Origin of the sequence: Pseudomonas benzopyrenica (genome assembly GCF_036884265.1) — a bacterium.
Classification (GTDB): Bacteria; Pseudomonadota; Gammaproteobacteria; order Pseudomonadales; family Pseudomonadaceae; genus Chryseomonas; species Chryseomonas benzopyrenica.
Window position 1 is genome coordinate 4,952,525 of record NZ_CP145723.1, and the last position, 20,902, is coordinate 4,973,426.

Here is a 20,902-nt window from a genome sequence, read left to right on the forward strand (position 1 = left end):
GTCTATGTCCTTCAATCACTATTACCAAAGCGAACTGGCGGAATTGCGCCAGCTGGGCACGCGCTTCGCCCAGCGCAATCCCGCCCTTGCCCCCTTCCTTGGCCAGGGCGGCCAAGATCCGGACGTAGAGCGGCTGTTGGAGGGTTTCGCCTTCCTCACCGGCCGCCTGCGGCAGAAGCTCGACGACGAGTTACCGGAGTTGACCCATTCGCTGCTCAACCTGCTATGGCCCCACTACCTACGCCCGTTGCCAAGCTGCGCCATCCTTGAATTCGATCCATTACCCGCGCCGGGTGCCGCGCTCCAGGTTCCACGTGGAACGGAAGTGGAGTCACGACCGCTGGATGAGGTGAGCTGTCGCTTCCGCACCTGTTCCAACATCGAGATCCAGCCACTGCGGGTGGAGGCGGTATGCTTCGCGCCCCAGGGCGCTGGCGCTCGCCTGACCCTGCGCCTGGGGATCACCGGGACTGGCACCCTGGCCACTGTGGACCTGCGCCAGTTACCGCTGCATCTGACCGGCGACCGCACGCTCAGCCAGGATCTCTATCTCGCCCTACTGCATAACCTGGCCGGTCTCAGTCTGGTACCCCTCGACGCTCAGGGTGCGCCCTTGACGGACGACCAGGGGCGCGAGCGCCGCCTGCCATTGGCCGCCGATCAGGTGCAGCCACTTGGCTTCGGCGAGGACGAAGCGCTGCTGCCCTATCCGCCCAATGCCTTCCGCGGCTATCGACATCTGCAGGAATATTTCGCCTTCCCGGAGAAATTCCTTTTCGTGGCGGTGCAGGGACTAGCGGTGGTGGAGGCGCTGTCTGACGAGGTACGCCGCCTGACCCGCGGACTGGAGCTGCGTTTCGAAATCAAACGCATCGCTCGCCAGCCGCGCCTGCCAGATCGCGACAATCTGCGGCTGCACTGCGTACCGGTGGTCAACCTGTTCCGCCACGACGCGCTGCCGATTCGCCTCGATGGCAAGCGCGACGAGTACCCGCTGTTTCCCGCCGGTCACGGGCGCGAACACCTTGGGGTCTTTGCCGTGGAACGGGTGACCGGCTGGCAGCCAGGTGGCCTAGGCCATCGCGACTATCTGCCCTTCGAATCCTTCGCCCACGACCTGAGCTTCGGCGGCCAGAGTCGTCGGCCACACTATGCCGTACGCCAGCGCAACGCCCTGCTGCACGGCGGCATCGACACCTATCTGGCCTTCGGCGATCCGGGCACCGATCAGGACACCCTGTCCATCGATCTGACCTGCACCAATCAGAACCTGCCGCAGCGCCTGCGCGCCGGTGATCTCTGCCTACCCACCGAAAACACCCCGGGCGGCCTGGGCTTTCGCAACCTGGCCACGCCGACCGCCAGCCATGCGCCGGTCCTGTCTGGCGACCGGCTATGGCAGCTGGTGTCCAACCTGTCGCTCAACTATCTGTCGCTCACCGATGTCGCGGCCTTGCGTACGGTGCTGGCCAGCTACGACCTGCCTGGCCAGCACGACCGCCAGGCCGAACGCGTCAGCCGCCAGCGCCTGGCCGCCTTGCAGGGCATCAGCCATCGCCCGGTGGATCGCCTCTATCGCGGCCTGCCGATCCGCGGCATCGCCACCCAATTGGACATGGATGCCAGCGGCTTTCGCAGCGAAGGCGAGCTGTATCTGTTCGCCAGCGTACTCAACGAGTTCTTCGCGCTCTACGTCAGCCTGAACTCCTTCCATCAACTCAGCGTTCGCTGCCCGCAGGGAGAGGTGTATCTATGGACACCGCGCATGGGTCAGCAACCGCTGATCTGAATCGCTCGGCGCTGTGCCGCGAAATTCGTGAGTACTCGCTGTTCCAGGGGATCAGGCAGGTGCTCCTGCAGCTGCAGCGGCTGGCGCCGGCCCTCTCGGAGGAGCAACTCTATGAGCGGCTGGAGTTCCACGCCAATCCCAGCCTGGCCTTCCCCGGCAGCGATATCGAGCGCCTGGAATTCGTCACGGAGGCCGACGGCCTGCGGGCACGCCTGCAACTCAACTTGGGCGCCCTGATGGGAAGCGGTTCGCCACTTCCCGCCTTCTATGGCGAGCAGGCCCTGGGCGACGGCGAGCAGGGTCGCGCCACGCGCGACTTTCTCGACCTCTTCCACCACCGGTTGCATCGGTTGTTGCTGCCGATCTGGCGCAAGTACCGCTATCACGCCCGCTTTCGCGAAGGTGCCCGTGACGAGTTGTCGACCCGGCTGTTCAGCCTGATCGGTCTGGGCGACCGCAGTCTGCGCCAGGCGCCGGAGCTGAACTGGAAGCGCCTGCTGCCCTACCTTGGCTTGCTCAGCCTCAAGGTGCACTCGGCGGCGCTGATCGAGGCCGTGCTGCGCTACTACCTGGGGCAGCCTGAGCTGTACCTGGAGCAATGCCTGGAACGCCGGGTGGCTATTCCCGCCGAGCAACGTTCACGTCTGGGGCAGGCCAATGCCCAGCTCGGGCAGACAGCGGTGCTCGGCGTGCAGGTACGTGATCGCGGCAGCACGTTCCGTCTGCACCTGCTCGAACTGGACTGGGACGCCTTCCATTCATTCCTGCCCCAGGGCAGCCAGCACGCTGCCTTGGGTGCCCTGCTGAGCTTCACCCTGCGCGACCGGCTGGATTACGACCTGCGCCTGCATTTGCGGCGAGACGCGTTGCGGGAGTGGCGTCTGGAAGCCGCCAGCCCCTGCCGACTGGGCTGGACCACCTGGCTCGGTCTCGGCCAGGCCAAGGGTCAGGTCACCCTGGCCTGCCACTGTTAATCAAGGATGATCGACATGCTCACTCTGGACCTGCAACACCTCATCAACACCCTGACCGACGCCACCCGCCAGGACCTGGAACAGGCCGCGCAACGTTGCGTTCGTCGTGGCAGTCGGCAGATCCTGATCGAAGATCTGCTAGCGGTCTTGCTGGAATCCCGCGATGGTCTGCTTGATCGCGCCCTGAAGGCCGCCGACATCGATCCAGCGGACTTTGCCGCCACCTTGCAACCGCGGCCAGGCAACGCTGAAGGCAGCGATCCGGTCTTCGATACCGAGTTGCTGCTGTGGCTGCAAGATGCCGTGCTGATTGCCCAACTCGAACTGGAACGGTCGGAGGTCGGTAGCGTCGCCCTACTGCTGGCGCTATTGCGCCACCCCGAGCGGCTGTTGGGTACGAGATACGGACGCCTGCTGGAGCGAGTGAATCCTGCGCAGCTCCTGGATTTCGTCAAGACCCAACAGCCCCTGGCGGCTGCGGTCGCCAGCGCGTCGCCGCTGAGCCGCTTCACCCATGACCTTAGCGACCAGGCCCGTACCGGTCGCCTGGATCCGGTGTTGGGGCGCGACGCCGAGATCAGGCAACTGGTAGATATCCTCTCGCGACGGCGCAAGAACAATCCCCTGGTGGTAGGCGAAGCGGGGGTGGGCAAGACCGCCATCGTCGAGGGCCTGGCACTGCGCATCGCAGCCGGCGAAGTCCCCAACAGCCTGCGCCAGGTGGAAATACGCACCCTCGATCTCGGCCTGCTGCAGGCGGGTGCCAGCGTCAAGGGCGAGTTCGAGCGTCGCCTGCAGGAGGTGATCGACGCCGTGCGTCAGGCGCCCCAGCCCATCGTCCTGTTCATCGACGAGGCCCATACCCTGATCGGCGCGGGCGGCCCGGCCGGTGGCTCGGATGCGGCTAACCTGCTCAAGCCGGCGCTGGCTCGTGGCGAACTGCGCACCATCGCCGCCACCACCTGGGGCGAGTACCGCAAGTACTTCGAGAAAGATCCGGCGCTGGCGCGACGCTTCCAGCCGGTGAAGCTGGAGGAATTCGATGTCGCCAGCGCCATCACCGTCCTACGCGGTCTGGCACCGACCTATGCCGAGAGCCATGGTGTCTACCTGCGCGATGACGCCGTGGTGGCTGCCGCCGAGCTGGCCGCCCGCTATCTGAGCGGGCGCCAGTTGCCGGACAAAGCAGTGGATGTGCTCGACACCTGTTGCGCTCGGGTGCGTATCAGCCTGGCCAGTCCGCCTCCTGCCTTGGACGCCTTGCGCGCATGCCTGGCCGCGACCGAACGCACGCTCGCCGCCGCCCGCCGCGATGCCGACCATGGCCTGCTCGTCGCGGCTGACAGTCTGGACAGCCTTACCGCCACGCGGGACACCGAGCGCCTGGCAGTTGAGGCACTGCAGGCCGACTGGGAACGTCAGCGGGAGCTGGCCGAACGCATCCTGACTTTGCGTACGACCGCGGCCAGTACCGAGCTGGCCGCAACCCGGGCGGAGCTGGAGCAGCTGCAACGGCAGGCTGGGCGGCTGGTCAGCCTGGAGGTCTGCCCGCAGCTGGTGGCGGAGGTGATAGCGGCCTGGACCGGTCTTCCGGTCGACCAACTCGCCCGACGCCACGATCAACGCCTTGCCCGCTTTGCCAGCGATCTGCGTGGACGGCTGCGTGGTCAGGAGCAGGCGGTGGTCGCCATTGATCGCGCCCTACGCGCGGCGGCAGTGGGTCTCAACACCACCGAGGCGCCGGTCGGCGTCTTTCTGCTGGTCGGTCCCAGCGGGGTCGGCAAGACGGAAACCGCCCTGGCACTGGCCGAATTGCTCTATGGCGGTGAGCGCTTTCTCACCACCCTCAACCTGTCGGAATTTGCCGAGAAACATAGCGTGTCGCGCCTGATCGGCGCACCACCCGGCTATGTCGGCTATGGCGAAGGAGGTCTGCTCACCGAGGCCGTCCGCCGCCAACCCTATTCGGTGGTCTTGCTGGACGAGGTGGAAAAGGCCGACCCGGAGGTACTCAATCTCTTCTACCAGATCTTTGATCGCGGCCAGGCCACCGACAGCGAAGGGCGACAGATCGACTTTCGCAACGTGCTCTTTCTGCTCACCTCCAACCTGGCCAGCAGTGAGATCCAGCGGCTGTGCCGGGAGAGGCGACCGGACGCCTCAAGCCTTGCCGAAGCCATTCGCCCCATCCTGACCCGACACTTCAAACCCGCCTTGTTGGCCCGCCTGCGGGTGGTGCCCTACTACCCGCTGGACGACGATCTGCTGCGCGAATTGGCGGTGCAGAAGCTGGACCGTGTTGGTCAACGCCTGTTGGCGCGGCAGGTCGCCTTCAGCTATGCCCCGGCCCTGCCGGACGACCTGGCGGCACGTTGCCGGGACGACGACAGCGGTGCCCGGCGTATCGATCTGCTGCTGGAGCAGCGGGTACTGCCGCTGTTGACCGATCACCTGCTCGATGCCCTGGCCACGGGCCAGCCCCTGCACCGGTTGCATCTCGACGTCAACGCCGTAGGCGAACTGAGTTGCGAGGTGACGGCATGACACTGCCCGCCGCTCCGGACGCCCTCCTGCCGCTGTTGCTCGAATTGGGGCAGTGCGACGATCCCGCCGCCCTCGCGCTGGGTCTGGTCGAGGGTCTGGGCCAATTGGCCCGTCTCGACCTGGTGCAGTACTACCGCCTGGACGCTACCCATACCCAGCTGGTACGGCTGGCCCAAGCGTTGGATGGCAGCGCCGCCCTGAGTGGCGAAGCGCTGCCCTTGGAAGAGGAAAGTCTGCTGCAGTACTGCCTGACGCAGAATCGACGTCTGCATCTGCGCGAACTGGACCCCTTGCTGCATACCACTGCCTTTCTGCCCGGCGAAGGCTGGCGCAGCCTGGGCTGCATCCCCCTGACCGGTCCGGGTGGCCAGGTTGAGGGGTTGCTGGTGCAGGCCAGTCGGACCAGGCAAGACCTGGAGGGCCACGCTGAGCCACTGATGGCGCTCGGTCGCTTCGCCGTGGCGCAGAGCCAGTTGCTGGAACGAGTTCAGGCCGCGCCCCTGACGATTACGCCATTAGCTCCAACCACGGCCACCGCCGATGGCTTCGGCATGATCGGCGATGGCGGCGCCATGCGGCAGGTCCATCGGCTGATCGGCAAGGTGCTGCACAACTCCATCACCGTGCTGCTGACTGGGGAAACCGGCACCGGCAAGGAACTGGTGGCGCGCGCCATCCACGAACGGGGCTCGCGGCGCACCCAGCCTTTCGTGGTGCAGAACTGCGCGGCGCTGCCCGAGCAGCTCCTGGAAAGCGAGCTCTTCGGCTATCGCAAGGGCGCCTTTACCGGTGCCGAGCGCGATCGCGCCGGTCTGTTCGATGCAGCCGATGGCGGTACCCTGTTTCTCGACGAGATCGGCGACATGCCGCTGACCTTGCAGGTCAAGCTGCTGCGCGTCCTGCAGGAGGGTGAGGTCCGCCCGCTGGGGAGTGCCGAGACCCATAGGGTCGACGTACGCATCGTCGCGGCGACTCATCGCCAGCTGCTGCGGCTGGTCGAGCAAGGCACCTTTCGCGAGGATCTCTACTATCGCCTTACCCACTTCCCCATCCAGCTGCCACCCCTGCGCGAGCGTGGCGAGGACCTGCCGTTGCTGGCCCGGCACTTCGCCGACCAGGCCTGCGCCTACCTGAAGCGTTCGCGCTGCCGCTGGTCCAGCGCCGCCCTGGACCTGCTGGCTGGCTATGCCTTTCCAGGCAATGTCCGCGAACTCAAAGGCCTGGTGGAGCGCGCCGTCCTCCTCTGCGACGGCAACGAACTGTTGCCCGAACACTTCGCCATCCGCTCCGTCACCTCGACCGCCATTACCGGCAACCTGACCTTGCGCGAGCGCCTGGATCAGCTCGAACGCGGCTTGCTGGTGGACTGCCTGCGCAAGAACCGTGGCAACCAGACACAGGCTGCCCAGGAATTGGGACTGCCGCGACGCACCCTGCTCTATCGCCTGCAGCGCCTGAGCATCCGCAGCGCCGATCTGCAACTTTCCTAGAGGATCACCCCATGCCCACGCCGCTTCGCTCCCTGTTGCTGCTGACGTTGCTCGCCCTGGCGGCCTGCAACTCGACGCCCAGGGATCTGCAGAACTATCGCCCCCTGGGCGAACCCCAGACACCCCACCGCCTCACCTAGGACAGGACAAGACCATGGAATTGGTATTCGATCTGGTCGGCAGTCGAGCGCACGCACCTGGACTGCTTACCCAAAAGACCTTTCGCCACGTCGGCGGACTCATCGGTCGCAGCGAAGACTGCGACTGGTATCTGCCCGATCCGCAACGGGTGCTGTCCAATCAGCACGCCCGCATCAGCTACAGTGAGGGCGATTATTTCCTTACCGACCTGAGCAGCAACGGCATCCAGCTCGCCGATGGCCAGCGCCTGACCAAGGACGAGCCCTGGCGCATCCAGCATGGCCAGACCTTCGCCTTGGGCAGCTTCGCCCTGGCCGCCCGCCTGATCCGCGACCCAGCCGGCTTCGCCGATGATTTCCAGGTCCCCGCTAGCCCCCATGGACTGATCCCGGACGACGCCTTTCTCGCACTGGATCCGCTGCAGGCGCTGGAGTGTCGCGATCCCCACGGCCTCGCCGAACTCGATGGCCTGGATCCCTTCGCCAGCGACAGCACCCGCAGCGACTATGCCCGGGTCGATCTGGACAGCCTGGGCATTCCCGCCCTGGTAGAGGACACCGCTCCCTCTCCGGTGGAGCGTCCGGCGGCCGCTCCGCAATGGCAGACACCGGCCTTCTGGCAGGCCTTCGGCGAGGCCCTAGGGCTGCAGCTCGCCGACCTTGGCCAAGCGGCACGCGAAGCCCTGGCACTCGAGGCCGCACGCCTGCTGCGCCTCGCAACCCAAGGCCTGCATGGTTGCCTGCGAACCCGCAACGAAACACGCAATGAGCTGCGCCTGCCACTCACCACGGTGCAGCGCAGCGGTAACAATCCGCTCACCTTCGCCGCCGACGGCGATGCTGCCCTGGCCCAGCTGCTGCGTCCCAATGCCGTCGGCCAACTGCCGGCCGACCAGGCGCTGCTGCGCGCCTTTCGCGAACTCCAGGCCCATCAGGTGGGCCTCGTCGCCGCCAGTCGTCAGGCGGTGCTGGCCACCTTCGAACAGCTGGCACCCGCCCACTGCGAAGCCCGCCTCGAACGCGAGGGTCGGAGTCCGCGCTGGGGTCGTGACGCCAAGCTCTGGCGTGCCTGGCAGCACCAGTATCGCGAGCTGCGCCAGGATGACGACTGGCGCGAGCGGTTGTTCGCCAAGGACTTCGCCCAGGCCTACACCGATCAGGTCCGCCTTATCGCCACCCTCAATCCCAGCCAGCAAGGACGCTGACATGAACCTCCTCCTGCGCCTTCTTGGCGCCCTCGGCCTGGCCCTGTTGCTAGGCGCCTGCGCCAGCCAAAAAGCCCTTGAGCCAACGCGCCTCGACCTGAGCCTGAACGGCGGCGAAGACCTCAACCCCGACCTCAATGGCCGACCCTCGCCGCTGGTGATCCGCCTGATCGAGCTGAAGAATCCGGTTGGCTTCGAAAACGCCGAATTCTTTTCCCTCTACGAAAACGCCAGGCAGACCCTGGCACCCGATTGGGTCGCCGAAGAGGAGGTCGAACTGCGCCCTGGCGAGTCACGCGAACTCAAGCTCAGGGTGCAGGACGACAGCCGCTATGTCGGCATCTATGGCGCCTACCGCAACTTGGCCGGCAGCCAGTGGCGCCGGGTCATCCAGCTCAAGACCGCTGCGCTGGCGCAGATTCGGCTGGATTTCACGGCGGATGGCATCCAGTCCGCTCCGGCGAGTAAGGAGTAGGCCATGCAGCAACTCAAGGTGATCTGGCAAGAAGGCATGCTGCTCCGGCCGCAGCATTTCCAGCAGAACGACCGTTATCACGCCGAGCAATTGCAGACCCGCACCCGTCGCCTCGGTGAGCCGGCCTGGGGATTTTTCGACCTGACCCTCGATCATCAATTTCTCGCGATGGGCAAGATAGTGATCAGTCAGGCCAGTGGCATCCTGCCCGACGGCACCCTCTTCGACCTGGGTGCCGAGGGTGAACCCCTGGCCCTCGATGTACCGGCCAATACCCGCGACAGCGCGGTCTGGCTGGCGCTGCCGCTCACCAGCGGCCAGCGCCTGGAAAGCCGTCCACTCGACCAGGACGACATCGTCGCCCGTTACCTCAGCGTCGACAGCGAGATGGCCGACTCCCATGCCGGTTTCGGTGAGCCTGGGACAGTCAGTTGCGGTCGTCCCGACTTTCGCTTGCTGCTCGAAGACCATCCCCGGCTCAACGCCTATGTCCGCCTGCAGGTCTGCCAGCTGCTGGAAACGGCGCCGGACGGCAGCCTGGAGCTGGATACCGCCTTTACCCCTAGCGTCATCCAGGTGCGAGCGGCCGAGTCACTGCTGGCGGGCCTCAAGGAGGTCAGCACCCTGCTCGCGCACCGGGGCGAGGTGCTCTCCCAGCGCCTGCGGCAGGCCGGCAGCCTGGGCACCGCAGAAATCGGCGATTTCCTGCTGCTGCAACTGGTCAATCGCCACGAGACCGTCCTGCGCCATTGCCTGGACTACGAGCAACTGCATCCGCGCAGCCTCTTTCGCGAATTGCTCGCCCTGCATGGTGAGCTGGCCACCTTCGCGGCTGCCGACAAGCGCCCCGATCTGAACCTGAACTATCGCCACGCCGACCAGACCGGCAGCTTTGCGCCGCTGTTCCAGGCGCTGCGCCAGGCGCTGTCCATGGTGCTCGAACAGCACGCCCTGCACCTGCCCCTGCAACAGCGGCAGTACGGCATCCAGGTGGCGCCGCTACAGGACCACGGCCTCCTGGCCAACGCCAGCTTCGTGCTCATCGCCAGAGCCGAATGCAGTACCGAGGAGCTGCGCCAGCGCCTGCCAGCACACCTCAAGGTGGGGCCAGTGGAGCGCATCCGCCAGTTGGTCAACCTGCACCTGCCGGGGCTCACCCTCAAACCCCTGGCGGTCGCGCCGCGCCAATTGCCCTTCCATGCCGACAGGACCTATTTCGTCCTCGAACTCACCGCCGCCGACACCGCCCAGCTCGAGCAGTCCGGCGGCTTCGCCTTTCATGTCTCCGGCACCTTTCCGGGCCTCGACCTCGCCTTCTGGGCGATCAGGAGCTAAGCATGCAGACTGCAACCGACTATGGCTCAGACGACAGGACCGTGGTGCTCAGTCGCCACGCCCAGGGCCCCGATGCGCCACGCAGCCCTCTCACCGACTTTACTGCACCGCCGCGCTACGCCCAGTTGGAAGAGCGCATGGTCCAGGCGGCCCGCCTGCGATCGGGCGAGACGCTGAACCTGAGCATCAATCCCATGGTAGGCGCCGCTGCGCCACTGCTCTCCGAGGTGGTACGCCTACGCCAGAGCTACGCCGCGGAGGACCTGCATGTGCTTCAGGAGCGCCTGACTGCCAGCCTGCGGCTGTTCGAACAGCGTGCCCTGGCCGATGGACTGGACAGCGGCGAGGTCATGGCCGCGCGCTATGCCCTTTGCACCACGGTCGACGAGGCGGTGGTCACCACGCCCTGGGGCAATGCCGGTGACTGGTCGCAGTTCAGCCTGTTGAGCAGCTTTCACAACGAGACCTTTGGTGGCGAGAAATTCTTCTTGCTGCTCGAACGCCTCAGTCGTAATCCGGCCAAGCACCTGGCCCTGTTGGAACTGCTCTACCTCTGTCTGGCACTGGGCTTCGAAGGCAAGTATCGCGTGCTGCCACGCGGCATGCTCGAGCTGGAAGCCATCCGCGACAGCCTCTATCGGCAACTGCGCCAGCTACGCGGTGAGATACCGCGCGAGTTGTCGCCGCATTGGCAAGGACTGGATGCCCGGCCACGACGGTTGGTCCGCTTGGTCCCCTGGTGGCTGGTCGCGCTGTTCACCCTGATCTGCCTGGGCAGTCTCTATGGCGGTTTCCGTTCAGTGCTGGAACAGCAGCGCGACAGCCTGCTGCAGGACTATCCCGGTCATCCCGCCGTCACCGCGCCTGCGGTCACTCCACCCCCTGCCTGATACGGAAGCGCACTCATGAAAGGATTCATCATTGCACTCGGGCGCACGCTGCGCCGTCCCTGGGCCTGGACACTGCTCGTAGCCCTGAGCCTGGGCAGTCTGGTCTGGACCCTCGGTCCCCTGCTGGCCTTTGCCGGCCACAGTCCCTGGACCTCGGTCACCCATCGCCTGGCCACCCTCTGCGGCCTGCTCCTCGCCTGGGGGCTGGCCATGGCGCTGCTGCAGGGCTGGCAGCAGCGTCAGCGCCGACTGCATCTTGCGACCGAAGCGGGCCAGCACGATCAACTGCGCGCCGAGCGCATCAACGACGAGGCCCATGAACTGCAGTCCCGCGCCCGCGATGCCTACAGCACCCTGCAGGGTGCTGGCCTCTATCGAGGGCGCAGCCAGCGTTGGCGGCGTGAGCTGCCCCACTATCTGTTGCTGGGTCCGGAAGGTGCCGGCAAGACCTCGCTGCTGGACTTCTCCGGTCTCGAATTTCCGCTCAACACGGAGCGCTCCCGGCTGACCCGCGACGTCAGCGGTACCCGTCATTGCGACTGGTACTTCGCCGAACAGGGGGTGCTCCTGGACACCGCCGGCCGCTACCTGACCCAGGGCGATGCCCCGGTGGACAGCAGCGCCTGGCAGACCCTGCTGCAGCTGCTGCGCAGCCAGCGGCGGACCCGGCCGCTCAATGGCATCCTCGTCGTCCTGCCCGTGGCGCAACTGACCAGTGGCAACGAGGTCGCCCTGGAAATCCTGGCGCGCCAGGTGCGCGCCCGCCTGCATGAGGTAGCTCGCGAACTCAAGGTCGAGGTACCCGTTTATCTGGTGCTAACCCAGACTGATCAGCTGCCCGGCTTCGACGCCTTCTTTGATGGCCTCTCCCGCGAGGAAGGCGAGCAGGTGCTGGGCACCACCTTTCGTGAAACCCAGAACGGTACCGATCCCGAGGTGCTGCGCCAGGAGTTCGAGGAACTGCTGCGCCGCCTCAACAGCCAGGTCATCCCGCGTATCCATCAGGAGCGCGACGGCCAGCGCCGTGGCCAGATCCTCGACTTTCCCCATCAGCTGGGCCGTCTGGGCGATGGCCTCACCCTGTTCGTCGAGCTGGCCTTTTCCGGCAATCGCTACCAGCGTGCGGCCCAGTTACGCGGCTTCTACCTGACCAGTACTCCGGCACTGACCCAACGGCTTGACGCCCAGACCCAAGGCATCGGCGATCAGCTCGGCCTACCCAGCAGCCTGCTGCCCCAGTACCGCAGCGGCCAGCCTCGCTTTATCCGCCAGCTGTTCAATCGCGTGATCTTTCCCGAGGCGTCCCTGGCCGGCCTCGACCAACGCGAGCTGCGCCGATTGAGCTGGGGACAGCGAGGTCTCTATGCCGCAGCCCTGGCCAGCCTGGCCCTGGGTGCGGCGCTCTGGACCGGCAGCTTCGCGGGTAACCACGAACGCCTCGAACGTCTGCGCGATCTGGCACAGCACGGCACGCAGGCACGCAGCCAACTCAAGGCCGGCGCCGATGCCCGCGCCGTGCTGCCGGTGCTGGACAACGCCTATGCCGGCACCCAGGTCTTTCCCGCCGCCGGCGCCACGCCATTGCGCGAACGTACCGGACTCTATCAAGGGGAGGCCGTGCGCCCTGCTACCGAGGCGGTCTATCACCAGGCCCTGGACAGCTACCTACTGCCACGGCTCAAGGCGCAACTGGAAGAACGCATCCGCGGCAGCCTAGGCGACCGGGAGCAGCTGATCGGCCACCTGCGTGCCTACCTGATGCTGCAGCTACCCGAACGCCGCGACACTCGCGCCCTGCGCACCTGGGCCGCCGCCGACTGGTCGCAACGTTACCCGGGTGACGCCCTTACCCAGAACGGCCTGGACACCCATCTGGCGCGGCTATTGGAGCAGGGCTTCGGCGCCTATCCAGTGGATGCTCATCTGGTGACCCAGGCACGCCAGGTGCTGCGTAGCGAATCCATCGCCGCGGTGGTCTATCGCATCCTGCGCGACCAGGCCAGCGGCTTGCCGGTCTATCGGTTGAGTCAGCACCTGGGCGCCCAGGCACTGGCCTTCGAAGGCGCCGACTATCCCATACCCGGCTTCTATACCCGCGAGGGCTACGCCCAGACCTTTTCCACCCAGGGCCTCGCCGTGATCCGGGAATTGGCCGCCGACAACTGGGTACTCGGCGATGGCGATGGCGACGGCATCACCGGCATGGACCTGCGCCATCTGCAGGTGGAACTCGAACAGCTCTACTTCCGCGACTACGCCAATCAGTGGAGCGAGGCGCTCGCCCGGGTCACCCTGCAACCCGTGGGCGACGCCAACCAGGGCGCCGCCCTCCTGGCCGGACTGACCTCGGCCAATTCGCCGCTGCTGCAACTCCTGGTGGAGGTACGCACCAACACCCGTCTCGCCGCTTCGGCCAACGCGCTGGCAGGCCAGGGCGACGCCCTGCCGGATACCGCGCGCCGCAGCCTGCAGAATCGCTTCGAGAATCTGCACCGGCTGCTCGACGAGCAGGGCGCCGCAGCGGCCGATCTCGCCCCGGCCATGGCCTCGCTCAACGACCTCCAGCAGCAACTGGCGGGGCTGGCCCATGCCAGTGCTCCGGAACAGGCCGCCTTCGAGCTGGCCAAGGCGCGCATGGCAGGCAACCGTGATGTGCTGAATAGCCTGCGCAATGCCTCCAGTCGCCTGCCCACTCCGGTCAATGGCTGGCTTGGCCTGCTGGTGGACGACAGCTGGAATCTGATCCTCGCCGGTGCCTACGACTACATCAACGGGCGCTACCAGAGCGAGCTGCTGGCGAGCTATCGCACGGCACTGGACAAGCGCTATCCATTCAAGGCGGACAGCGAGAGCGATGTCTCCCTGGTCGACTTCCGCGAATTCTTCAAGGCCCAGGGCGTCGCCGACAGCTTTTTCGAGGCCTACCTGAAACCCTTCGTGGCCCGTGGCGAGAGCGACGCCTACCGCCATGGTCCTATCGTCGCCGCCACCTTCCGCTGGCCGCAGAACGATGCCTTCAGGACCACCCTGGTGCTAGAGGAGCTAGGGGGTCGTCGCGTCGGCCTGGAGCAGGACGGTAGCGCCTGGTCACTGTTCCGCCTGCTGGACCGCATGAAGCTGCAACAGCACAGCGTTCGCGACGTGCTGCTGGTACAGGCTGATCTGGAGGGCCGGCATGCCGGCTATCTGCTGTCCAGCCAGCGTTCGCCCAACCCCTTCGACCTGGCCACCCTACGTGGCTTCAAGCTGCCGGAGCGTCTCTGATGGCGACGGCCCTGAGTCTTGCCCGTACCCATCCCGGCAAGGTACGCGCCCATAACGAGGATGCCCTGCTAGAGCGTCCAGCCGATGGCTTCTGGGTGGTCGCCGATGGCATGGGCGGTCACCAGGACGGTGCACGGGCCAGTCGCCTGGTCGTCGAACGCCTGGCCGAAACGTCTTTGAGCGGTAACCTCGATCAGCGCCTGGACCAGGTGCGCCGGGTGCTCCACGACACCAATCGGCGCCTGACCCAGGACCTCACGGTGCTGGCCGACGGGCCCGAACGCCTGATCGGCACCACGGTGGTGGCGCTCTTGGTCAGTGCAGGCGAAGCGGCCTGCATCTGGGTGGGCGACAGTCGTGCCTATCTCTGGCGCGGTAATCAGCTCTACCAGCTGACCCGCGACCATCGCCTGCTGGAACGCCTGATCGACGTCGAGGGCCTCAGTCCCCGTCAGGCAGGGCGCCATCCTGGCGCTCGCGCCCTGACCCGGGCACTGGGCGCCCAGGAGGCCCTGGCGCTGGACATCGTACGTTTCGAGCTGCAGACCGGTGATCGCCTGCTGCTCAGCAGTGACGGTCTGCACGACGTCCTCGAAGCGCGCGCCTTGGGCGCTGCGCTCTCCCTGCCTTCGCCCACGCTGGCCCTGGAGCGTCTGCTCGATGGCGTACTCCAGGGCCCGGCGCGCGACAACCTCACCGCCATCGTCATCCATCCCCAGGAGGCCGCATGAACCTGCAGGAGCGCGCCGGCGATGAAGGCCTCACACACTTCGCCTTCGCCCCTCCCAGGACGACGCCCGTTATCCGTCATCTGCCGCCCCTACCCGAGTTGCTGGGCGGCCGCTATCGGCTGGACAGCCTGCTGGGCGTCGGTGGCATGGGCGCCGTCTACCGCGCACGCGACCTGTTGCGCGAGCAATACGGCGATCCGGCGCCCCAGATCGCGATCAAGGTACTCAACGACGATTTCGCCGAGTACAGCGATGCCAATGCCCTGCTCTACGGGGAATTCGCCCTGACCGTGCGATTACGCCACCCGCACATCGTGCGCCTGTACGGCTTCGAGATCGACCATGACAGCGAGCGCGCCTTCATCACCCTGGAGCTCTTGCGGGGTCCAACGCTCGACGCCCTGCTCTGCGATCGTCCCGAGGGGCTCGACTGGACCGAGCTGCAGGAAGTTGCTCTGCCGCTGCTGGACGCTTTGCAGTTCACTCACGCCAACGGCGTCCTGCACGGCGATCTCAAGCCCAGCAACGTGATCCTCACCGACAGCGGTCTGCGCCTGTTCGACTTCGGCCTTGGCCAGCCCTGCGAAGACCTGCTGCCCGGCCTGCCACGACTGAGTCGCGGCCGCTTCAATGCCTGGACGGTGCGCTATGCCTCTGTCGAATTGCTCGAGGAAGGATTGCTCACCCCGGCGGGTGATCTCTATGCCTGCGCCTGCGTGCTCTACGAACTGGCCACGGGCAAGCATCCCTATCGCCGCCTCAGCGCCAAGCAGGCGCGCAGCCTGCAAATCGAACCCGAGCGACCAGCGGCCATGCCTACAGTGGCCTGGCAGGTGTTGCGCAAGGCCTTGGAAATCGACCCTGCCCGTCGCCAGCAGGATCTTGGCGAATGGCGCGCTGCCTGGCAACCAACGGCGGCGGCGGCGCAGCCCTGGTGGCAGCGTCTACTCACGCGTTCCACGTGAAACCTCTCACTGTCAGGAAGACACCTCATGTTCAACCCTGCCAATGCTCCGCACTTCACCCTGACCCTGCCGGATCTGGCCCATGATTTTCAGGTTCTGGCCTTTCACGGGCAGGAAGCCCTCAATGAACCCTATTGCCTTCACGTGGAGGTCATTAGTGAAAAGCCCGACTGGGCGTTGGAAGACCTGCTGAACCGTCCTGCCTGGCTGAGCCTGGGTCCGGCGGGCGTGGGCATCCATGGGCTGCTGGGCGCCGTCCTTCAGGGCGACTCGGGTAGGCGATTGACCCGCTATCGCCTGGAGCTGGTTCCCCGCCTGGCCTATCTCGCTCAACGCACCAATTCGCGCATCTTCCAGAACCTTGCGGTACCTCAGATCCTGGCCAAGCTGCTCGAAGAGCATGGGATCCTGGAAGGCGCCTATCGTCTGGCCCTGGGTCCCACGCCCTATCCCGCACGCGACTACTGCGTACAGTACGGCGAGAGCGATCTGCACTTCCTGAATCGACTGTGCGAAGAAGAAGGCATCCACTATCACTTCGAACACTGCCCAGAAGGCGCCGTGCTGGTGTTCGGCGATGACGCCACCAGCTTTCCACGACTCGCTGCCACGCCCTACCACCCGGGTAGCGGTCAGGTAGCCGATCACCCGGTCGTTCGCGGACTCCAAGTCGGACTGCAGACCCGCAGTTCTCAGCTGACCCTGCGTGACCAGGATCCCCTGCAGCCCCGGCTGCGCCTGGAGAGCCGCAGTGACCTGGAGCAACAGCCGGCCTTGGAAAGCTACCGCTTTCCCGCCGGCTTTCGCGATCGCGGGCGCGGCAAGCAACTCAGTACCCGTGGGCTCGAGGCCTTGCGCGTCGACAGCCAGACCGCCCAGGGCCACGGCGATCAGCCGCGTCTGGCCAGCGGTCATTTCTTGCCGCTGACCGAGCACCCCCGCGCGGACTGGAACCAGCTGTGGCTGCTCACCCGTATCGAGCACCAGGGCCACCAGCCCCAGGTGCTGGAGGAAGGCTTGGGTACCCCTGCGCTGTTGACGCTGCCGGGCGACGACGGCTGGACCCAGGGCTACCGCAACAGCTTTCACGCCCTTCCCTGGCAACTGCCCTTCCGGCCCCTGCCCCGTCATCCCAAGCCTCGCCTGCTCGGCCAGCAGAGCGCCGTGGTCACCGGCCCGGCCGGAGAAGAGATCCACTGCGATGCCCTGGGCCGGGTCAAGGTGCAGTTCCATTGGGATCGCGAAGGACAGGCAGACGAACGCACCAGTTGCTGGCTGCGCGTAGCCAGTGGCTGGGCCGGCAATCGCCATGGCGCCCTGGCTATGCCACGCGTCGGCATGGAAGTCCTGGTGGGTTTTCTCGAAGGGGATCCTGACCAGCCGTTGATCCTGGGCTGCCTGTACCACGCCGAGCACCAGCCCTCCGTCCAGCTGCCCAGAGACAAGACCCAAAGCACCTTCAAGAGCCTGAGCAGCCCGGGTGGTGGGGGCTACAACGAACTACGCATCGAGGATCGCCAGGGGCAGGAGGAAATCCATGTCCATGCCCAACGCGACTGGGACGAACATATCCGCCACGACCATCGCAGCGAGATCGGCCACGAGCGCCATCAGCGTATCCATGGCAACAGCCATAGCGAGCTGCATGCCGAAGAGCACCGCCTGATCCATGGCCTGCGCAAGGCCGAGGTCAAGGCCAGCGACCACCTGCTGGTCGGCGGTAGCCAGCACCTCAAGCTGGGCAGCGGCCAGTTCATCGATGCCGGTCAGGAAATCCATATCAAGGCAGGCGATCGCCTGGTCATCGAAGCCGGCAGCGAACTCACCCTGAGCGCCGGTGGCAGCTTCATCACGCTCGACGCCAGTGGCATCACCCTGATCGGCTCCCTGGTCCGCCTCAACGCGGGTGGCGCCCCCAGCAAGGGCTCCGGCATCGCCCTGCAGCTGCCACGGCCACCGGGCGTCACCGAGCCAGGCACGGCTGGCGAGCCGAACGAATTGGCACTCACCAACGAACTGCAGCCCCAGAACGCAAAACCTCAGCGGATGCTCAATTTTTCCGTCTGATCAGCCATTCAAAGGACCCGCCGCGGTGACGCGGCCTCGGCCAAGGACAGCAGCATGACCACCCACCCTATCGTTCCCCAACCCAAGGTAGAAAACTGGGCCTACCCTTTCAAGGCGAAAGGTGGCCAGGAGGTCACCGATCCCCAGCTCTATCAGCAAGCTCTCGCCCAGGCCCGCGGTGGTACCTATCTATTAGGTAGCAATGGCCTCTGGCATGGCGGCGTGCACTTCGACGAAGGCACCGCAGCCTTCCTGGATCAATCCCGTATCCATTGCATCGCCGATGGCGAGGTAGTCGCCTATCGCATCGACGACAAGGTGCATCGCTTCGTCCCCGATGCGCACACGATGTCAGAGGGCAAGACCTACTCCACCAGTTTCGTTCTGGTCCGCCATCGCCTGGAAGCTCCGCAGTTGGCTGACAGCGATGAAACGCCGCCTTCGCTGGTGTTCTTCAGCCTCTACATGCACCTGCTGGATTGGGCAGGTTACCAAGCCGATCCCGCCCTGCCCCGCCCGGCTTTCTGGGGCAATGATCGCTATCGGGTGCAAACCCAGGGCGGCAGGCTTAATGTTCGTCAGGCGCCACGCAGCACTGCGCCGGTACAGGCCGAGCTCGACAACGGTAGCCGGATACGCATCGCTGGCAACGGCGCCTGGTGCCAGATCATCGAGATCCTCGATAACGGCCTGACCCTTCGACCCGGGCACACCCAGGTCGGTCTGGGCTATGTCGCCCGCCGCTACCTCAAGGCAGAAGCCACGCCCAAGGTGCAGAACACTGTAGTAGTCCTGGACCAGCCCTTTCCCATCAAGGCCGGCGCTCTGCTGGGTCATCCAGGCCTTTACGAAGGCCAGCAGCAGATCCACCTGGAAACCTTCAGCTGCGACGACCTCCCCGCCTTCATCGAGCGCAGCCGCGCCTGGGCCGCCAGGCTGCCCGACAGCGACAAGACCCTCCTGAAGATCCACGCCGGGGCGAGCAAGCTGATCACCCATCGACCGGATATCGATGCCAAGCATCCTCCGCGGATCAGCGATCCGGGGCTGCAGGTGGGTGTGGATCTCATCCTTGGTCAGGCGCAACTGGATGCCCTGCCCGCTGCCGACAAGATCGTCATACCGCCGCAAAACACAGGCGGTATCTGTACGCCCGAACAGCGCTGGTGGCATTTGAAAGGGCTGTTGGCAGACGCAGAAGGAAACCCTATCGATGGGTGGCTTTGTGAGCAGGAATTTATTACTAGCCGGCATAGTCCGTGGGAGTGGGTTGACTATGAAACGATTCAGGACTCAACTGCTCCGAGATCTAGGCTTGCTTATAAAATGAGCAACTTGGATCTTCTAACCTCTGACGAAAAAATCCACTACAGGTCCGAAATCATCAAAGGTAGCCAAAGCCCTATAATTCTCAAATTTGGCAAACTTATCGACGAGAACGAAGATCGAGTACTGAGCGACAAGGAGCTAAAAAAGTTTCTTTCAAAACCCTGGTTAGCGCAAAAACTCCAGAAAACCATAGCATTGTGTGATAGCGAGTGGAATTGGGACCCTGAAAAATGGAGCTTTTTGGATGAGCTCTTGACTGCTGAAGCAGAAAACGAAAACAAAGAATGGGAGAATGAAAAGCAAAAAATCAAGATCCTATCGTGGTGGAAGCAGGCAAGCTCCGTAGAGAGTTTATCTACACTCGCAAAGTGCTGGCATATTCAGGGTCTCGATTTAAAAAGCCACTTTTTGAAACGCAGGATCCATCCTATCGTAACTGTTCTTGGCGAAAGAGTTGAGCTAGACTTTTTATTAAAGCATCAAGGAAAAAACTTAGAAGACAAAGATGTTAGAGAGGCAGCGGCCGAATTGGGATGCGAGCCCGGATTGGTATACGCAATTGCAAAGCAGGAGTCCTCTCACTCTTCCTTCATTGAAATAGATGGAGAAAAAATTCCATCAATTTTGTACGAGCGCCATCATTTCAAGAGGCTAGCTCGGAACGAATCTTTGGAGAGCTCTCATCAGGATATTTATGGCCCTCCTTACAGAAGAGCTAAAAAACTAAAGAATGGCACGTACATAGACACTAAAACATTACAGCAAGTACAGTTAATAGACACTTACGGGCCTTCAGGAAGTTTTCAGTATGAACGTCTTATCCGCGCATATCGCTTAAACGAGGATGCTGCTCTACAGGCTTCGTCTTGGGGGAAATTCCAAATAATGGGCTTTAATTACAAGGCAGCGGGCTACGAAACAGTCAAAGATTTTACAAAAGCCATGTCAAAGGGCGATGGCGAGCACATCAAAGCTTTTTTGAGATTTGCAAAGAGAAACGCTACGCTTCTAAGGGGATTGAGAACCAGACATTTCGAAACGATTGCGCAAGGGCACAATGGCAAAAACTGGAAAGAAATAAATCCAGACTACGCAAAAAATATAGAGAAATTTTACAATGAATACAACAATAACTAAGAGCGCAGCGAGCCTCATATTAGTCGTTCTATGCAGCAGTTCGCTTGCTAAAAATCAGTCCACTTATTCAAAAAACAGCCTATGCCAAAATAAAGAAAATATCATTTTATCGTTCAAAATGGCTCAAAGGCAAAAGCTCGTCTCTATTTGTGTAGGCCCTGAAAACAGCTACCTGGTCTACAGGTATGGGAACCCAGACCATGTAGAGCTTAGCTATCCTACAGCGCTGGATATCGAGTCATGGAAGAGATTCTCCTACAATAGCTATGCAAGAGCATCAGGAGAGTCGAATGACCCTAAAGGAAGTTACGAACTTTCCTTCTTCAACAACGATACAGAATACTTTGTCTATCAAGACTGGGGATCAGGAAACGATTATGAGGTCGGCATTATAATCGCCGATAAAGGTAAGAATTATAAAATATTAGGCATTCCTGAAAGCCAAACAGGATCTCTTTCACGACTCTATGCCTTTAAATATTTAACAATCAACCAGCAATAGAAAACAATAGGCATTTTAAACCAAAACTTTAATCATTTATAGCGTAAAAAACAACTACAAACATC

General features: G+C 63.6%; 15 protein-coding genes. All 15 read left to right on the forward strand.

All coding sequences use genetic code 11. The features are described from left to right. Positions 1-4 precede the first annotated feature (4 nt). The 15 genes from tssF to V6W80_RS23440 are packed head-to-tail and all read left to right on the forward strand — an operon-like array spanning position 5 to position 20,837. Positions 5-1,789, forward strand: coding sequence for a type VI secretion system baseplate subunit TssF (gene tssF, locus V6W80_RS23370; RefSeq protein ID WP_338545492.1), 1,785 nt, complete (start codon positions 5-7; stop codon positions 1,787-1,789). Beyond that, positions 1,753-2,763, forward strand: a complete 1,011-nt coding sequence (gene tssG, locus V6W80_RS23375; RefSeq protein ID WP_338545493.1) for a type VI secretion system baseplate subunit TssG — start codon at positions 1,753-1,755, stop codon at positions 2,761-2,763. Before tssF ends, tssG begins: the two co-directional genes overlap by 37 nt. Before the next feature lie 15 nt (positions 2,764-2,778). Continuing rightward, positions 2,779-5,307, forward strand: coding sequence for a type VI secretion system ATPase TssH (gene tssH, locus V6W80_RS23380; protein ID WP_338545494.1), 2,529 nt, complete (start codon positions 2,779-2,781; stop codon positions 5,305-5,307). Next, positions 5,304-6,797 carry a sigma-54 interaction domain-containing protein gene (locus V6W80_RS23385; RefSeq protein WP_338545495.1) on the forward strand — a complete coding sequence of 498 codons (1,494 nt, stop codon included), beginning with the start codon at positions 5,304-5,306 and terminating at the stop codon, positions 6,795-6,797. Before tssH ends, V6W80_RS23385 begins: the two co-directional genes overlap by 4 nt. Positions 6,798-6,808: 11 nt before the next feature. Next, entirely contained in the window at positions 6,809-6,937 is a 129-nt protein-coding gene (locus tag V6W80_RS23390) for a type VI secretion protein (RefSeq protein ID WP_156522299.1), read from the forward strand. Between the two features lie 14 nt (positions 6,938-6,951). Continuing rightward, a complete protein-coding gene (gene tagH / locus V6W80_RS23395; protein ID WP_338545496.1) occupies positions 6,952-8,142 on the forward strand; it encodes a type VI secretion system-associated FHA domain protein TagH in 1,191 nt (396 codons plus the stop codon). A gap of 1 nt (position 8,143) precedes the next feature. Then, the gene (gene tssJ / locus V6W80_RS23400) at positions 8,144-8,617 is read left to right on the forward strand and encodes a type VI secretion system lipoprotein TssJ (protein ID WP_338545497.1); all 474 of its coding nucleotides are present in this window, start codon (positions 8,144-8,146) and stop codon (positions 8,615-8,617) included. A 3-nt stretch (positions 8,618-8,620) separates the two neighbouring features. Beyond that, complete coding sequence (gene tssK, locus V6W80_RS23405; RefSeq protein WP_338545498.1) at positions 8,621-9,952, forward strand: type VI secretion system baseplate subunit TssK; 1,332 nt, start codon at positions 8,621-8,623, stop codon at positions 9,950-9,952. A 2-nt stretch (positions 9,953-9,954) separates the two neighbouring features. Continuing rightward, complete coding sequence (icmH, locus tag V6W80_RS23410) at positions 9,955-10,842, forward strand: type IVB secretion system protein IcmH/DotU (RefSeq protein ID WP_338545499.1); 888 nt, start codon at positions 9,955-9,957, stop codon at positions 10,840-10,842. Between the two features lie 15 nt (positions 10,843-10,857). After that, on the forward strand, positions 10,858-14,106 hold the full coding sequence (tssM, locus tag V6W80_RS23415; protein WP_338545500.1) for a type VI secretion system membrane subunit TssM: 3,249 nt from the start codon (positions 10,858-10,860) through the stop codon (positions 14,104-14,106). After that, the gene (locus V6W80_RS23420) at positions 14,106-14,837 is read left to right on the forward strand and encodes a PP2C family protein-serine/threonine phosphatase (RefSeq protein WP_156522298.1); all 732 of its coding nucleotides are present in this window, start codon (positions 14,106-14,108) and stop codon (positions 14,835-14,837) included. Before tssM ends, V6W80_RS23420 begins: the two co-directional genes overlap by 1 nt. Continuing rightward, positions 14,834-15,802, forward strand: a complete 969-nt coding sequence (locus V6W80_RS23425) for a serine/threonine-protein kinase (RefSeq protein WP_338545501.1) — start codon at positions 14,834-14,836, stop codon at positions 15,800-15,802. Before V6W80_RS23420 ends, V6W80_RS23425 begins: the two co-directional genes overlap by 4 nt. Positions 15,803-15,829: 27 nt before the next feature. Next, the gene (gene tssI, locus V6W80_RS23430) at positions 15,830-17,869 is read left to right on the forward strand and encodes a type VI secretion system tip protein TssI/VgrG (RefSeq protein WP_338545502.1); all 2,040 of its coding nucleotides are present in this window, start codon (positions 15,830-15,832) and stop codon (positions 17,867-17,869) included. A gap of 54 nt (positions 17,870-17,923) precedes the next feature. After that, positions 17,924-20,335 carry an N-acetylmuramidase domain-containing protein gene (locus tag V6W80_RS23435; RefSeq protein WP_338545503.1) on the forward strand — a complete coding sequence of 804 codons (2,412 nt, stop codon included), beginning with the start codon at positions 17,924-17,926 and terminating at the stop codon, positions 20,333-20,335. Beyond that, entirely contained in the window at positions 20,316-20,837 is a 522-nt protein-coding gene (locus V6W80_RS23440; protein WP_338545504.1) for a hypothetical protein, read from the forward strand. The genes V6W80_RS23435 and V6W80_RS23440 overlap by 20 nt, the downstream gene beginning before the upstream one ends. Positions 20,838-20,902: the final 65 nt, after the last annotated feature.

Bases quoted from the DNA above. Each gene is read 5' to 3' on its own strand.
- V6W80_RS23390 (WP_156522299.1), top strand. From the start codon at position 6,809: ATGCCCACGCCGCTTCGCTCCCTGTTGCTGCTGACGTTGCTCGCCCTG.
- tagH (WP_338545496.1), top strand. From the start codon at position 6,952: ATGGAATTGGTATTCGATCTGGTCGGCAGTCGAGCGCACGCACCTGGA.
- tssF (WP_338545492.1), top strand. From the start codon at position 5: ATGTCCTTCAATCACTATTACCAAAGCGAACTGGCGGAATTGCGCCAG.
- tssK (WP_338545498.1), top strand. From the start codon at position 8,621: ATGCAGCAACTCAAGGTGATCTGGCAAGAAGGCATGCTGCTCCGGCCG.
- tssI (WP_338545502.1), top strand. From the start codon at position 15,830: ATGTTCAACCCTGCCAATGCTCCGCACTTCACCCTGACCCTGCCGGAT.
- tssH (WP_338545494.1), top strand. From the start codon at position 2,779: ATGCTCACTCTGGACCTGCAACACCTCATCAACACCCTGACCGACGCC.
- V6W80_RS23435 (WP_338545503.1), top strand. From the start codon at position 17,924: ATGACCACCCACCCTATCGTTCCCCAACCCAAGGTAGAAAACTGGGCC.
- V6W80_RS23440 (WP_338545504.1), top strand. From the start codon at position 20,316: ATGAATACAACAATAACTAAGAGCGCAGCGAGCCTCATATTAGTCGTT.
- V6W80_RS23425 (WP_338545501.1), top strand. From the start codon at position 14,834: ATGAACCTGCAGGAGCGCGCCGGCGATGAAGGCCTCACACACTTCGCC.
- V6W80_RS23385 (WP_338545495.1), top strand. From the start codon at position 5,304: ATGACACTGCCCGCCGCTCCGGACGCCCTCCTGCCGCTGTTGCTCGAA.
- icmH (WP_338545499.1), top strand. From the start codon at position 9,955: ATGCAGACTGCAACCGACTATGGCTCAGACGACAGGACCGTGGTGCTC.
- tssG (WP_338545493.1), top strand. From the start codon at position 1,753: ATGGACACCGCGCATGGGTCAGCAACCGCTGATCTGAATCGCTCGGCG.
- V6W80_RS23420 (WP_156522298.1), top strand. From the start codon at position 14,106: ATGGCGACGGCCCTGAGTCTTGCCCGTACCCATCCCGGCAAGGTACGC.
- tssM (WP_338545500.1), top strand. From the start codon at position 10,858: ATGAAAGGATTCATCATTGCACTCGGGCGCACGCTGCGCCGTCCCTGG.
- tssJ (WP_338545497.1), top strand. From the start codon at position 8,144: ATGAACCTCCTCCTGCGCCTTCTTGGCGCCCTCGGCCTGGCCCTGTTG.